The 14,063-nt window shown below is 70.2% G+C and carries 11 protein-coding genes; 7 read left to right on the plus strand and 4 right to left on the minus strand.

Annotated elements, in window-relative coordinates; genetic code table 11:
• Positions 1 to 25: 25 nt before the first annotated feature.
• The 3 genes from RIF89_RS01445 to RIF89_RS01455 are packed head-to-tail and all read right to left on the minus strand — an operon-like array spanning position 26 to position 4,739.
• Positions 26 to 2,194 carry a glycosyltransferase family 2 protein gene (locus RIF89_RS01445; RefSeq protein ID WP_309067385.1) on the minus strand — a complete coding sequence of 723 codons (2,169 nt, stop codon included), beginning with the start codon at positions 2,192 to 2,194 and terminating at the stop codon, positions 26 to 28.
• Entirely contained in the window at positions 2,194 to 3,279 is a 1,086-nt protein-coding gene (locus RIF89_RS01450) for a glycosyltransferase (protein ID WP_309067386.1), read from the minus strand. The genes RIF89_RS01445 and RIF89_RS01450 overlap by 1 nt, the downstream gene beginning before the upstream one ends.
• Positions 3,276 to 4,739, minus strand: a complete 1,464-nt coding sequence (locus tag RIF89_RS01455; RefSeq protein WP_309067387.1) for a polysaccharide pyruvyl transferase family protein — start codon at positions 4,737 to 4,739, stop codon at positions 3,276 to 3,278. The genes RIF89_RS01450 and RIF89_RS01455 overlap by 4 nt, the downstream gene beginning before the upstream one ends.
• Positions 4,740 to 4,901: 162 nt before the next feature.
• Between RIF89_RS01455 and RIF89_RS01460 the strand changes: the two genes are divergently transcribed.
• The 4 genes from RIF89_RS01460 (at position 4,902) to RIF89_RS01475 (ending at position 10,279) form a co-directional block, all read left to right on the plus strand.
• Entirely contained in the window at positions 4,902 to 6,851 is a 1,950-nt protein-coding gene (locus RIF89_RS01460) for a glycosyltransferase family A protein (protein WP_309067388.1), read from the plus strand.
• Positions 6,848 to 8,020 carry an acylneuraminate cytidylyltransferase gene (locus tag RIF89_RS01465; protein WP_309067389.1) on the plus strand — a complete coding sequence of 391 codons (1,173 nt, stop codon included), beginning with the start codon at positions 6,848 to 6,850 and terminating at the stop codon, positions 8,018 to 8,020. The genes RIF89_RS01460 and RIF89_RS01465 overlap by 4 nt, the downstream gene beginning before the upstream one ends.
• Positions 8,021 to 8,129: 109 nt before the next feature.
• The gene (locus RIF89_RS01470; protein WP_309067390.1) at positions 8,130 to 9,008 is read left to right on the plus strand and encodes an N-acetylneuraminate synthase family protein; all 879 of its coding nucleotides are present in this window, start codon (positions 8,130 to 8,132) and stop codon (positions 9,006 to 9,008) included.
• A 122-nt stretch (positions 9,009 to 9,130) separates the two neighbouring features.
• Entirely contained in the window at positions 9,131 to 10,279 is a 1,149-nt protein-coding gene (locus RIF89_RS01475) for a hypothetical protein (RefSeq protein ID WP_309067391.1), read from the plus strand.
• An 8-nt stretch (positions 10,280 to 10,287) separates the two neighbouring features.
• Here RIF89_RS01475 and RIF89_RS01480 read toward each other — a convergent pair whose 3' ends face one another.
• Positions 10,288 to 11,466 carry a glycosyltransferase gene (locus RIF89_RS01480; protein WP_309067392.1) on the minus strand — a complete coding sequence of 393 codons (1,179 nt, stop codon included), beginning with the start codon at positions 11,464 to 11,466 and terminating at the stop codon, positions 10,288 to 10,290.
• A 117-nt stretch (positions 11,467 to 11,583) separates the two neighbouring features.
• Between RIF89_RS01480 and RIF89_RS01485 the strand changes: the two genes are divergently transcribed.
• From RIF89_RS01485 to RIF89_RS01495, 3 genes are all read left to right on the plus strand, one after another.
• Positions 11,584 to 12,885 (plus strand): UDP-glucose/GDP-mannose dehydrogenase family protein, encoded by a 1,302-nt coding sequence (locus RIF89_RS01485; protein WP_309067393.1) that lies wholly within the window; start codon positions 11,584 to 11,586, stop codon positions 12,883 to 12,885.
• Position 12,886: 1 nt separating this feature from the next.
• Positions 12,887 to 13,678 carry an HAD-IIB family hydrolase gene (locus tag RIF89_RS01490; RefSeq protein WP_309067394.1) on the plus strand — a complete coding sequence of 264 codons (792 nt, stop codon included), beginning with the start codon at positions 12,887 to 12,889 and terminating at the stop codon, positions 13,676 to 13,678.
• Between the two features lie 57 nt (positions 13,679 to 13,735).
• Positions 13,736 to 14,063 (plus strand): sugar phosphate nucleotidyltransferase (locus RIF89_RS01495; protein ID WP_309067395.1); only part of this gene is annotated, 328 nt, incomplete at its 3' end.

The raw sequence follows: 14,063 nt of genomic DNA on the forward strand, positions 1-14,063 counted from the left end.
GCGGTCACGCGCGGCGCCGTCCGAATCAGCGTCTCAGCGCCGCGCGCGCCGTCCGCCAGACCGAGGTAGGCACTATGCGCTTCAACCGCGCCTTCCAGCCCGTCCGTCGCGACCGTCCGGCGGCCGCCGGACCCTTCGGCGTCGATGTCGCGTCGCCGCGCGTCGGCGAGACCCGGATCGCCCCGCCGGATACGGCACGGATGCGATAGCTCGGATTGGTGCTCACGACGGCGCCACGCTGGAGAGCGATCGGCACCTCCACCCTACCGACGGGCGTCTCGAACATCCCCAGCACCGTCCAGCTGCGATCCGGCAGGTCATGCGCGGTGCGCGCCACAATCACCGACCCGTCGCTTTGATGACGCAGCGAGACCGCTCGGGAGCCCGCGTTCCCCGTAGCCTCATTCCAAAGTCGTGCCGCGACCAAGCGTGCGGAGGGGGCCACCCGCACGGTGAGCCGGAGGTCCCTTCCAAGCACCTCGGCGCGGACCGTCTCAGCCGAAAGCTGCGCCGGAAGCAGCAATTCCTCCGTGTAAGCTGCAGCCTCACCGCCGAGGGTCCGGACTCGCAGTTGCCGGTCCTCCGTCGCGGTGAGCATGCGCTCGGCGAGCCGGCTGACGACGTGCTCAAGGCGTACGGCGAGCTGCTGCTCAACCACGCCGTACTCGGTCTGAATCGCGCAGATCACCTTCCACGTCGACGTCCCGAGGGACGCGAGCGGGATCATGCCGCTAACCCGTTCGGACTCCCGTACGACGCGCACCTCGTGCTCGGCGTGGGGCGCCAGGAGTCGGATGGCAAGGACGCTCGCCGGGTTCGCTGCGGCGAGCGCGATTTGCACGCCGTCCTCGACGCGCTTGATCGACAGCAGCGAGAGGCGGGGGATAGCCGGCGCGACGCGCCCGGTCTCGCCCTGCAGCAGCATGAGGAGCACCTGGTGCTGCGCGCCGTTCATGGCGACCCTCTCGACGTCCGCGAACACCTCGCGGAGAAATTCCACCTCGCTGGCCAGCAGCATCGCCCGGTCCGCGGTGGGAGCCACTGCCTTGGTGGCGATGGGGTCGAGCAGGTGCGCGATCAAGCTTTGCCTGATGAAGGAGGGCGTCCCCTCACCGTTAGCGAGGAGGCGCTTCGCCTGCTGGAGCCACACCTCGGGGGCAGGCCACACCCGTCGATCCGCCGGAGCGTCGATCGCGCCGGCGAGCTGAGTCGCCTCTTCCCATCTCCCTTCCGCAGCGAGCGCCCAGGTCCAGCGCACGTCCGCGCGGCTCCGCGGCAACCTCCGGGGCGCGGTGGCCGCCACGATCTCGACGATCGCGCTGCGGATGCGCTCAAGCGCAGCCGGATCCACCGCGCGCCACTCCTCGTTGCGGAGGAACTTGGAGAGGTGAACCCAGCCGTCTTTGTCGACTAGCAAGTTGTCGTACTCGTCTTGCACCTCGGGAGCGCCGACCGCCTCGATCAGCGCGCGGCACTCGACCTCCTGCGAGAGGTAGCTCTCGAAGCCGCGGCCACTGACCGACTTCGCGGTCATGGATCCGCTGCCCGGGCGGTCACGATAGAGGTAGACGAAGTCCGTCACGACGTCGATCGCCGACGCTCGCGTGAGCGCCTTCGTCATCGGCACGATGTCGTTCGATCGCGGCACGGTGGGGAATGTGATGGCCTCGGCCAGCCACCACTCCCGCCGGAAGAGCCGGTTCCAGCAGGCGCGATTGTTTATCAGCGAGGGCTGGTCGAGAAGCGTGATGCGCCGGCGCGGCCGGTCGAAGGCCGGCCAGCGCAGCGTTGGGTGCCAAGTTCGGGTCGGGAAGAACTTGAAGAAGCTGCCCACGACCATGTCAGACCCGCTCGATCGCGCCGATTCGAGCATCGCCGCGTACGCCCCGGCGGGGATCAGGTCGTCGCCGTCTGCGAACGCGATGAACTCCCCCGTCGCCAGCTCGACGCCAAGGTCACGCGCCTGCGCCCCGCCACGACCGGACGCGGTCACAACGCGCACGCGCGCGTCGTGAGCCGCGGCCTGCGTCACCACTTCGAGTGTGTCGTCGGTCGACGCATCGTCCACCACGATGACCTCGAGCGCGGGGTCGGTCTGAACCAGGATGGATTGGAGCGTCTGCCCGATCCACGCACCGACGTTGTGTGCGGGGACGATCACGCTGACGTCCGGCGCGAGTGCCGCTTCTTTCATCACGTTCCCGTCGAGCCCTTTGCGTCCAGATCTGCGAGGATCGCGCGGTAGGCGCGCGACATCTCGAACGGCGTGTGCCTTCGCGCGAAGCCCTCGGCCATGGCGCCCTCCACGCCGTCCGCCCGCACGGAGGCGACGATCGCATCGGCCAGCGCACGATCCGCGTCGGCCGTCGCGTATGCGCGCACCCACGACTCGTCCGCGTACACGCTCGGCAGCGGCGTGTCGTCGGGGACGATGCAGGGACGCCCGAACGTCGAGGCGAGCAGAATGCTGCCCGAGTTGAGGATGCGCCGGTACGGCAGCGCCACCACGTCGGACGCGCGGAACCACTTCCACAGATCCTCGTCGCGGACGAACTCCGTGTGCAGCACAACGCGCGCGACGCTCGGCAGGGAGGCGGCGAGCTGCGGCGCATCCTCGGGCGCCACGCGGCCGGCAATCAGCAGCGTCAGGTCGGGAACCTCGGCCGCGGCCAGGTCGACCGCGCGCATAAGGGTGTCGAGGCCCTTGTAGGGACGCACCTGGCCGATGAAGCCGACGGTCGGCGCCGACTCCGGGATCCCAAGGAGATTGCGGGCCAGCTGGTCGTCGCGCTCGTCGGGATAGACGCCGAGGTAGCTGGAGTGCGGCAGCGTCACGAGCTTGTCCATCGGGAGGGCGAACGACTCGGCCACGAACGCAGACGTGTGCTCGTGTAGCTGGATAATGACGTCGCACAGCTCGGCGAGGTCACGGGCGACCGTGCGCTCTACGGCCGGAAAGGGAGCGTCGTGGGCGATCTCGTTGTGCACTGTCCACAGGATGCGGACCCCGCGCGCCCGGAGCCCTTCCAGCAGCACCCGAAACTCGCGCCGCTTGGCCTCCGCGTCCGCCTCGTTCGCGGCGCCCCGCGTGATTGGCGAGGTCCAGTGGACGTGCACGACGTCGCCGACGACCAGCTCGGTGGCGAGCCGCATCAGATCGGGGACGTTCTTGCGGCCCTCGATCCGCCAGCCCGCCGCCTCAGTCATGAGCGTCAGCATGGAGAGGTAGGGGTTCCCCTCCCAGGCAGGGAAGGGAACGAGCATCCGGCGCGTGATCATCGCACTCCTGTCAGGGCGCCCGGCGAGAGCAAGACGGGCTCTCCGGCGTCCGACGGCGCGTGCGCGGAGCTCAGCGGAACCGGCACTCCGTCCGTGACCGGCACCAGCTCACCGTCGATGCGGACGAAGGCGCGCCACTGCGCGCCATCTGCCAACTCCTCGAGCGGTACGAGGAAGTCGAGATCGAGCCGCCACTGCCCCCGCTGCTGCTCGAAGAGGTGCCACACCCGGTCGACGCGTCGGGAGTTCTCGCGATCCTCCAGATGGAGCTCGATGAGCTCGGGCCAGTCGATCGCGCTGTCGTGCACGAGCGAGACGCCGAGCAGAAGATCGCGCGACAGCACGCGTGCGTCACGCATCCGCGCTGAGGGCGTTGCCGCATCGACGTCTTCTGCCCCCAGTCCACCCAGGTCGAGGTGCACGTCGGGCAGCGCGATCCGGCGCACATCCGCGATCGCGTTGCGCCCCCCGAAAGGAGCGCCGTCCTGCGCCGCGGCGTCGCGCACGAGTCCCTCCACGCGCGCCGCGAGCTCCTCGCGGGTCGCTCGTCGCGTCGCGCGCTCGCGCCACAGGGACAGCGCCTCGGGGGCGATCGAAAACACGTGCGAGCCACCTGCGAGCGGGTGCCCCGGGTCCCAGAGGTCGCGCGGGAAGGCGTCGGTCAGGGCGGGGGCGTCGAACTCGGGCTTCTCATGGGCGCCGAGGTCGAGCGCCTCGCTCACGTCGCGCGCGAGCCGGGGACGCGTCCGACCGGAGCCGAGCAGGTAGTCGTAGTACTTGAACTCCGGTTCTGCCCCCGAGCGGATGATGCGCGCCGGCACGCCGTAGGCGTCGGCCAGGATGACCGCGTGCAGCGACGAGCCGACGACGAACTCCGCGTGCGCGATCGCGCTCAACACGAGGAACAGGGGCATCTCGGGGCTGAGAAGCGTCAGTCCGCGCTGTGCTAGCGTCTCGGCCTGATCGCGGTATTCGCTGAACGAGTTGAAGTTCGGCACCACGAGGCGCAGGCCCTCCCAGCCTGGCAGCCGCGGGATCTCCGGCATGAGCGACCCCAACAGGAGCGCCGGATCGCCGAACACCGGAGGGACGTGATACCCCCGGTGCGTCAGCTCCGCGGCCGTCCAGGGGCCGCGCACCGCCCGGATGTCGACCTCGATTTTGCGCGGGGTGTGCGCGAGCGCCTTGCCGTTCACACCCGTCCCCCACATGACGTCCCCGGAACGGGCAAAGTGCGCGATGGACCCGATCGTCAGCAGGCGGCGCGGCGGTTCGGCGGAGGCCACCGGATCAACCCACCCGCTGTGCGCCAGCGCGAGTTGCGTCACCAGCGGGCCGAGGAGGTCGCCCATGTTGTTGACCCGCCGCGTACGTCCGGCACCGTCCTCGCGCAGCGGGTTCCAGAACCCTACGGAGACGCCGGCGACGTTCTGCTCGTCCAGTGTGTGCTCGTCGGCCATGAAGTCTCCCGGATGCCGCGCCCGTCGCGCGGTGAAACGATTCGTCCGTGGGGCTGGGGACGGTGATCCCCGACCACTATAGGGGCGGACCTTCCCCGTCCCGGTCGCCGCCCGCCTCCGTCCCACCCGTGCCGCACTCGACGCCGTGATAAGCAAGTACGCATGCGTGCGCTCCTGAAGAAGGCCCTGTACCGGGCCGCGGGCGTCGCGGTCGACCGCCGCGTCCGCTCGGGGCCGTTAACGCCCACCGCCGTCGAACTCGCATACCTGCGGCGCGAGGAGGAGCTGTACGGCTACCTTCGCGCGAACGGCTCCCGTGAGGGCAGGGATGTGCTCGCCCTGGCCGCCTCACACGGCAGGTACCGCGCGGCCGACCTGCTCGCTGCCCTGCGGAGCGGAGCTCCGCGCTGGGCGCTGCGCGCTCGCGTGAAGGGTTTCGCACGCGAGCCTTACCTCCGTCTCGCCACCCTGCTCGCAGATCAGGCTCGAAACGCCGCCGAAGCGGCCGACGCCGTCCTGCTGCTGCGCACGATGGCAGATCTCCTCGGCCCGCAGGCCATCCGAAAGGAGGGACGCTTCCGGCTGGTGGAACTGCTCGTCGCGGCGGGCGAGACGCATGACCTCCCCGGCCTGCTCGCCCGCATGCACATCCGCCGGGAAGATATCGCCCAGCCGCACCTGTTCACGGCCAACGCAGTCAACCCGTTCGCCGGAGACCGGCCGGAGGATCCGGCCGGAGCTGACCGGTGGCTGGACGCCATCAACGCGCTGTTCGCGCTGGACGACCTGGAGCCGGTCGAACTCGCGCCGGGCGACGGAGCGCCGTTCGACCGCCTCAGGAGCCGGGCCGCCCGCACCGCGCCGTATGGACCGCTCGTGACCGTCATCGTCCCCACATACGATCCCGGCCCGCGATTGGCTACCGCCGTCGAATCGCTGCTCGCCCAATCTCACCAGGCGCTGCAGGTCCTGATCATGGACGATGCTTCGCCGCCGGCCGCCGCCGAGGCGCTTGACCGGTGGACGGCGCGGGACCCGCGGATCGAGGTCGTGCATCTGCGCGAGAACAACGGTCCATACCTGGCGAGGAACATCGCGGTGTCGGCTCATTCGCGTGGGAAGTACGTCACGATCCACGACGACGACGACTGGTCTCATCCCCGCAAGATCGAGCTGCAGGTCGCCCACCTGGAAGCCGAAAGCGGCTCCGTCGCAAACATGTCTAACTCCATCCGAGCTTCAGACGACCTGCAGTTCGGACGCATCAATGGCAACCCGGTGTGGACCCAGCAGGGTCTGAACTCCCTCATGGTGCGTCGCTCGGTTTTCGACAAGATCGGCTACTGGGACGTGCTCAACCGGTCGGCAGACGCCGAGTTCAACGACCGCATCCGGTCCTTCACGCAGGAAGGCATCCCGGTCGTGGGTCGCGTGCCGACGACCTTCTACCGCGTCCGGTGGGACTCGCTCAGCGCCGGAGAGTTCAACCGCGGATACATGGACGCGCGGCGGCGCTGGTACTACCAGGCTTACGTCGACTGGCATCAGTCCGAGCGCTCCGCGGGGGGTACGCCATACATCCCGGCCGATGACCGAGGCTCCCGCCCGTTCGCTGCGCCGACGGATTTCCTGGGGTCCCGGTCCGCAGGCCCGGACCGCTCGATCGCGGCCGACATCGTCTTCGCGAGCGACTTCCGCGCGCGCGGATCGCGCACCGAAGCTGTCTGCGACGAAGTCGAACGGGCCCTCAGCGGCGGGCAGCGCGTCGCGCTGCTGCAGTTGGATTCCCCCGCGCTTATGCCCGACGCGCGCATCCATCCCCGCGCCCTCTCCGCCGCCCGTCATGAGAATGCCGAGGTGGTGTCGCTGCTCGACCGGGTCGACTCCGGCATCGTCGTCGTTCTCGACGCCACCCTTCTTCAGTTCCTTCCTCTGGAGCGCTCCGCGATCACGACCGAGCGGCTTGTGCTGGCCGAGGACACCCCTCAAGCGGGACGCGACACCCTCTATCACTCGGAGCGCGTCATAAGCACCTGCGTGACCGTCTTCGGCCGGACGCCTGAGAGTGGTTCCGGGCACCACGCCGCTTCATTCACCCAGGAGACCCAATGAATCAGCCCGCGCAGCCAATCGGCGAGGTCATCGCGGTCATTCCCGCCCGGGGCGGCTCGAAGGGCGTGCCGCGCAAGAACGTGCTGCCCGTCGCCGGCGTCCCGCTCGTTGCGCGGGCGGTGGCCGCGGCGCGGCGCTCGGGAGCCGTCGATCGCGTGTGCGTCTCGACGGACGACGCCGAGATCGCCGAGGTGGCGACCGCCGCGGGTGCCGAGGTGATCCACCGTCCCGCAGACATCGCCGGTGACACCGCCTCGTCCGAGAGCGCCATCCTGCATGCGATGGACGATCTCGAAGGTCGTGGCGTGACGATATCGACCGTCGTTTTCCTGCAGGCGACGTCGCCGTTCATCCCGTCCGAAAGCATCGCCGAGGCCGTGCGCCTGGTCGAGGGTGGCGACTATGACAGTGCGTTCTCGGCATTCGAGACCTACGGCTTCCTCTGGCGCCGCGGCGCCGAGGGCTCCGCTGAGGCCATCAACCACGAGGCGCATCACCGCCCCCGGCGCCAGGACCGCGAACCCCACTACCTCGAGACCGGCGCCTTCTACGTCTTCTCTGCCGCAGGCTTCCGCGCCGCCAAGCACCGCTTCTTCGGACGCATCGGCATCGTCGAGGTGCCCGAGCGGTCGGCGATCGAGATCGACGACCCGACGCAGTTCGCGATGGCCGGCGCGCTCGCCCACCTCATCGAGCAGCCGGATGCGATTCCCGTCGACGCGATCGTCACCGACTTCGACGGCGTGCACACCGATGACACCGCCACGGTGGACGTCGACGGCGGCGAGACCGTCCGCGTGAGCCGTTCCGACGGCATGGGCGTCGCCCTGCTGCGCCGCACCGGCATCCCCTTCCTGATCCTGTCGACCGAGACCCACCCGGTGGTGCGCGCCCGCGCCCGCAAGCTGCAGGTGCCGATCATCCACAGCGTGGGCGACAAGGCCGCCGCGATCACCGAGTGGGCGGCCGAGAACGACGTCGACCTCGCGCGCACGGCCTACCTCGGCAACGACGTCAACGACCTCGGCGCGATGCGGCTGGTCGGGTGGCCGGTGGCTGTGGCCGACGCCCGCCCAGAGGTGATCGCCGCCGCACGGGTGGTGCTGACGCGCAAGGGGGGCGACGGCGCCGTGCGCGAACTGGTCGACCGCGTGCTCGCCGGCCGATAGCCGCGGCTTCGGGGCCACGCGATCGGCTCCACACGGCTCCCGGGGACAGCGCGGCTAGGATGAGGACATCGTGCCCGGATCCGGGCACGGAGAAACGAAAAGGTGAGCAATGCCGACCGAGAAGGTTGTCATCGGAGACCACACCGTAGGTGCCGGCGCTCCTGTGTACGTGATCGCGGAGATCGGACTGAACCACAACGGTGACGTCGACAACGCCAAGAAGCTCATCGACGTCGCCGTCGACGCTGGGGCGCAGGCGGTCAAGTTCCAGAAGCGCACGCCCGACATCGCGACGCCCGAGCACATGAAGCAGACCCCGCGCGAGACGCCGTGGGGCACCATGACCTACCTCGAGTACCGCTACCGCGTGGAGTTCGAGAAGCCCGAGTACACGGAGATCGCGGCCTACGCGAAGGAGAAGGGCGTCGACTGGTTCGCGTCGCCGTGGGACGAGCCCTCCGTCGACTTCCTCGAGGAGATGGGCGTCACCACCCACAAGGTGGCGTCGGCCTCGGTCACCGACCTCGGCATGCTGCGCAAGCTCGCCGCGACGGGCAAGCCGATCATCCTGTCGACGGGCATGTCGACGATCGAGCAGATCGACACCGCCGTGGAGATCCTCGGCACCGACAAGCTCCTGCTCATGCACGCCACGAGCACGTACCCGCTGCCTCCCGAGGAGGCCAACCTCCGCACGATCCAGACGCTGAAGGACCGCTACCAGGTCCCCGTCGGCTACTCGGGTCACGAGCCGGGCCTGCAGATCTCCATCGCCGCCGTCGCGCTGGGCGCCGTGGCGGTCGAGCGCCACATCACGCTCGACCGCACGATGTGGGGCAGCGACCACGCCGCGAGCCTCGAGCCGCACGGGTTCAAGAACCTCGTGCGCGACATCCGCGTGATCGAGGCCGCTCTCGGCGACGGCGTGAAGCGCGTCTTCCCGGGCGAGCTCGCGCCCCTCAGCAAGCTGCGTCGGGTCGACGGCTGACCCCCACCCAGGACACCGACCTCGGGGAGCAGCGCCTGCTGTGGTGCCTGCTCCCCGAGTTCGACATCCAGTTCTCCCGGCCACGCTCCCGACGCGCCCTGCGGGCTCGCGCGGCGTCGCTCGTGGTGCCGGAATCGCTGCGCCCGTATCTTCGCTCGCGCACCAGGCACGCGAACGGCGGGCTCGTCGTCACGCGGTCGCCGAACGAGGAGCGCGCCCTCGCGCCCGTGATCGGCGTCGCTCCGGAGCTGCGGCGCGCGAGTGAAACCTCCATCGCGGGGCCCGCGGCGCACGACGCGGTCGCGCGGCGGATGAAGCAGCGGGTGGACGCTTTTCTCAAGCAGCACGACCGCCCCGAGCTGCGCGCATCCTGGCGCCACGCGGTCAACGCGACGCAGCATGAGCTGCGCCGCCTCGAGGGCGTCGATCTGACGCCGTTCCGCTACATCCTGCTCGCGCGCCAGACCCACCCGCTTCTGCGGGCGCTCATCCTGCGTGCCGAGCAGCAGGGCGTGCCGGTGGTCTACGTGCCGCACTCACCCCTGACGCGGTTCCAGGTGGACCTGCCCGTGTCGTTGGCCGCGCTGCGGGGCGGGGCCGAGCGTGCCTGGGTCGCCGCCGCTGCGGGCGCGGCTCCGGACCGGATCGCGGTGGTCGGCAATCCCAGCACCGACATCACTCACCTGCCGGCGCCCGACCTCACCGGTTCCGGCCTGCCCGGGGTCTTCGCCGTCTCGCCCGACCCCGAGCCCGATCTGCGCAGGATGTTCGCGATGATGACGGACGCGGGGCTCAGCGACGTGCTCGTCGCGCCGCACCCGCGCTCGGACGCAGACATGCTCGAGCGCCTCATGCCCGAGACGTGGTCGCTGCACCGTGGGGGCCTGACGGTCGACCTGCTGCGCCGCGGCCCGCGCTGGGTGATCCAGTCCTCGAGCGGTGTCGCGTGGGAGTCGGCGCTGCTCGGCATCCCGACCGCCGACATCCGGTTGGACGGGCGCGCGCCTGTCTACCCGTTCCTCGAGGACGAGCAGACGTTCCCGGCGCTGCATTCGGCGGACGACGTTCGCGCGTTCGTGGCCGGCGCAAGCGATGTCGACCGCGACCGTCTGCGGACCCTCGCGCACAGCTGGTGCGCCACGGACGGCGACGAGTCCGTCTCACTCACACGGGACCTCCTGGCGCGCGTCTCGACAACCGAACCCCGCATCGTCGACGCGTGGGCACCCGGCGGCGTGCTGCACCGCGCGTCCCCGCTCGCCGACCTCTGACGAGCTGCTCAGGCCACCGCGCTCACCGGCGCGTGCGCATGCCGCACGAACGCTTTTATGCGCTCGCCGAACAGCTCGCGGCTGAAGTCCTCGGCGCGCGCGCGGCAGGCCCGCGCGTTCGAGCGCAGGGTGAGATCGAGCGCGGCGCGCAGTTCGGTCGGCGACTGCCAGTCGTGCACGTGCGCGCCCGTGACGCCGTCCACGACCGACTCGGCCACGCCGCCGTAGGCGTTCGCCAGCACGGGCGTGCCCGACGCCATGGCCTCGACCGCGACGATGCCGAAGTCCTCGATCGCCGGGAACACCAGCGCGGCCGCCTTGCGGTAGATCGCGCGCAGCAGCGGACGCGAGGGGAAGTGCACGAACTGCACGCGCGCCCGTGAGCGCTCCGCGAGCGCGCGCAGGCGCGCCTCATCCGGTCCGCGTCCCGCGATCACGACCGGCCTGCCGGTGGCCTCGCCCGTCGTGATCGCGGCCTCCAGCCGCTTGTACGGCACCCAGCGCGAGATCGCGAGCAGGAAGCCGTCGGGAAGGGCATGGAGCGCGGCGCGGTCGGCGTCGTCGAGCTCCGGCTGCTCGGCGAACACCGTGGTGTCGACGGGCGGGTGGATCACGACCGCTTCGCGCTCCCACGTGTTGGCGATCCGGTCGGCGACGAATCGGCTGTTCGCCGCGATCGCGACCGGCTCCTGAGCACGCTTGCGATCGAGCGGCTTGAACGCGCGTGCTGCGAGGCGCACCGGCAGGCTGGCGCCGCGGCGGTCGAGCTCGGGCGTCCAGATGTAGCGCGCGGGCGTGTGGGCGTACACGTACTTGGGGATGTCGCGGGATGCGCCGCCGAAGCGCGCATGGTGGGCGAACAGGTGGCTGCTCACCAGCATCCACTCGGCCGAGATCTCCGGGAGCCCGCGCCACACGGCAGGCATCAGCGGCAGCGCGAGCGTCTTGCTGTAGCGCAGCGGCGTGCGGGCGAGCACGGTCTCGTGCACGTCGCGGAAACGGCCGTGCGAGTCATCCCAGAGCGACCACGCGGCGGCATCCGGGAACGTCTCGAGCATCGCCTCGAACACGTTCTCCGCGCCGCCGGAGTGCTCAAGCCACTCGTGCACGATCACGCCTGACAAAACAGTGACTCCCTTGGACGGCGACGGATCGAGTTTACGCGTCTCCACGTGGATAACTGCCATGAGCAGGGCCGCGAGAGCCGGGCCCGTTCGGCTACGGCGGGACCTGCCGCCATCCATGGGAGGATGGAGGCCGTGTGTGCGCGCGGCGGCGCGCCGACAGGATGGGAGCGAATCCGGATGAAGCTGAGCGTGATCGGCTGCGGGTACCTCGGCGCGGTGCACGCCGCCGCCATGGCGTCGCTGGGCCACGAGGTGGTCGGCATCGACGTCGACGAGGCGAAGATCGCCAAGCTCGCCGCGGGCGAGACGCCCTTCTTCGAACCCGGTCTCCCGGAGATCCTGTCCGCGGGCATCGCATCCGGCCGCCTGTCCTTCAGCACGGACATCGCCGACGCCGCCGACGCGGATGTGCACTTCATCGCCGTCGGCACTCCGCAGCGCCGCGACGGCGCCGGGGCCGACCTGCGCTTCGTCGACAGCTCGGTCGAGTCGCTGCTCCCCCACCTGAAGCAGGGCGCGCTCGTCGTCGGCAAGTCGACCGTCCCCGTGGGCACTGCCGCGCGGCTGGCCGAGCTCGTGAACCCGACCGGCGCGCGCCTCGCGTGGAACCCCGAGTTCCTGCGCGAGGGCTTCGCGGTCAAGGACACGATCGAGCCCGACCGCCTGGTCTATGGCGTCGCGGCGGACACGAAGGACGAGGACACCGCGATCCTCGACGACGTCTACGCGAGCGCGATCTCCACCGGCACGCCCCGCATCGTGACCGACTACGCCACGGCGGAGCTCGTCAAGGTCGCGGCGAACTCGTTCCTCGCCACCAAGATCAGCTTCATCAACGCGATGGCGGAGATCGCCGAGGTCACGGGTGCCGACGTCACGCAGCTTGCCGACGCGATCGGCCACGACGCGCGCATCGGCCGCCGCTTCCTGAACGCCGGCGTCGGCTTCGGCGGCGGATGCCTCCCGAAGGACATCCGCGCCTTCGCGGCCCGCGCCGAGGAGCTCGGCCGCGGCGAGTCCGTCGCCTTCCTGAAGCAGGTCGACGAGATCAATCTTCGCCGTCGCCAGCACCTCGTCGACCGCGTCGTCGACTCGTTCGACGGGCGCGTCTTCGGTCGCCGCGTCGCCGTGCTCGGCCTCGCCTTCAAGCCCGACTCGGACGACATCCGCGACTCCCCCGCGCTCGACGTCGCCGTGCGTCTGAAGGGCCTCGGTGCCGAGGTCGTGTCACACGACCCGGAGGCAGTGCCCAACGCGCGCCGCCTGCACCCCCAGCTGAACTACGCCGAATCGGTCGACGAGGCGCTCGCGGGCGCCGAGGCCGTCGTCGTAGTCACGGAATGGAAGCAGTACCGCGAGCTCGACGCCGCGGCCACGGCCGCGAAGGTCGCGCGTCCGGTCGTCTTCGACGGCCGCAACGTCCTCGATCCCGCGACGTGGCGCGCAGCAGGCTGGACCTACACCGGCATGGGCCGCTGACGTGACCTTTGCGCCTCGCGTGGTGTCGTTCGACCTGGATGACACGCTCGCCCCGTCGAAGAGCCCGATCGATCCCCGCATCGGCGAGCTGCTGATCCGACTCGCCGAGCGCGTCGAGGTCGCGATCATCTCGGGCGGGCAGATCGCGCAGTTCCGCGCTCAGGTCGTCGACCGCCTGCCGCACGCACCCGCCGAGACGCTCGCCCACCTCCACCTGCTGCCGACATGCGGCACGCAGTACTTCCGCTTCGAGGGCGACGAGCTCGTCATGCTCTACGCCCAGGACCTGACCCCCGACGAGAAGCAGCGCGCCCTCACGGCCGTCGAAGAGGAGGCCAAGCGCCTGGGCCTGTGGGAGGCGCGGACGTGGGGTCCGATCCTGGAGGATCGCGGGTCGCAGATCACGTTCTCGGCACTGGGTCAGGCCGCACCGGTCGAGACGAAGAAGGCGTGGGACCCGACCGGCGAGCGCAAGTCGCAGCTGCGCGACGCGGTCGCCGCACGGCTGCCGGATCTCGAGGTGCGCTCGGGTGGTTCCACGTCGGTCGACATCACGCGGAAGGGCATCGACAAGGCCTATGGGATGCGCCGCCTCGCGGAGGAGACGGGCGTGCCGCTCGACGGCATCCTGTTCTACGGCGACCGCCTCGACCCGGACGGCAACGACTACCCCGTGCGCGCCATGGGCCAGGTCGAGTGCATCGACGTCACCGGCTGGCAGGACACGGCCGACAAGCTCGACCAGCTGCTGCTGCGGCTGTCCCAAACATCAGCGGAGACACTCACCGGCTGAGCGAGGCTCGCCACCGAGCCACCGTGCGCCACCCCGCTTTCGAATGACCTGAAAGTCATGTCTGCACCGATCCAGGACTTCTTCGCCGTGATCCCCGCGGGCGGCGTCGGGTCCCGCCTCTGGCCTCTTTCCCGAGCGGAAGCGCCGAAGTTCCTGCACGACCTCACCGGATCGGGCGTCTCGCTCCTGCGCAACACGTGGGATCGGCTGCTGCCGCTGACGGGACCGGATCGGATCGCGGTGGTCACGGGGAAGGCCCATGAGCACCGGGTCGAGGAGGAGCTGCCGGAGGTGCCTCTCGACAACGTGTTCATCGAGTCGTCCCAGCGGGAGTCCGCCGCGGCGATCGGCCTCGCGGCCGCGATCCTGCAGCGCCGGGAGCCGG

Source organism: Microbacterium sp. (genome assembly GCF_031178525.1).
Taxonomy (GTDB): Bacteria; Actinomycetota; Actinomycetes; order Actinomycetales; family Microbacteriaceae; genus Microbacterium.

Bases quoted from the DNA above. Each gene is read 5' to 3' on its own strand.
- RIF89_RS01445 (WP_309067385.1), bottom strand. From the start codon at position 2,194: ATGAAAGAAGCGGCACTCGCGCCGGACGTCAGCGTGATCGTCCCCGCA.
- RIF89_RS01450 (WP_309067386.1), bottom strand. From the start codon at position 3,279: ATGATCACGCGCCGGATGCTCGTTCCCTTCCCTGCCTGGGAGGGGAAC.
- RIF89_RS01455 (WP_309067387.1), bottom strand. From the start codon at position 4,739: ATGGCCGACGAGCACACACTGGACGAGCAGAACGTCGCCGGCGTCTCC.
- RIF89_RS01460 (WP_309067388.1), top strand. From the start codon at position 4,902: ATGCGTGCGCTCCTGAAGAAGGCCCTGTACCGGGCCGCGGGCGTCGCG.
- RIF89_RS01465 (WP_309067389.1), top strand. From the start codon at position 6,848: ATGAATCAGCCCGCGCAGCCAATCGGCGAGGTCATCGCGGTCATTCCC.
- RIF89_RS01470 (WP_309067390.1), top strand. From the start codon at position 8,130: ATGCCGACCGAGAAGGTTGTCATCGGAGACCACACCGTAGGTGCCGGC.
- RIF89_RS01480 (WP_309067392.1), bottom strand. From the start codon at position 11,466: ATGGCAGTTATCCACGTGGAGACGCGTAAACTCGATCCGTCGCCGTCC.
- RIF89_RS01485 (WP_309067393.1), top strand. From the start codon at position 11,584: ATGAAGCTGAGCGTGATCGGCTGCGGGTACCTCGGCGCGGTGCACGCC.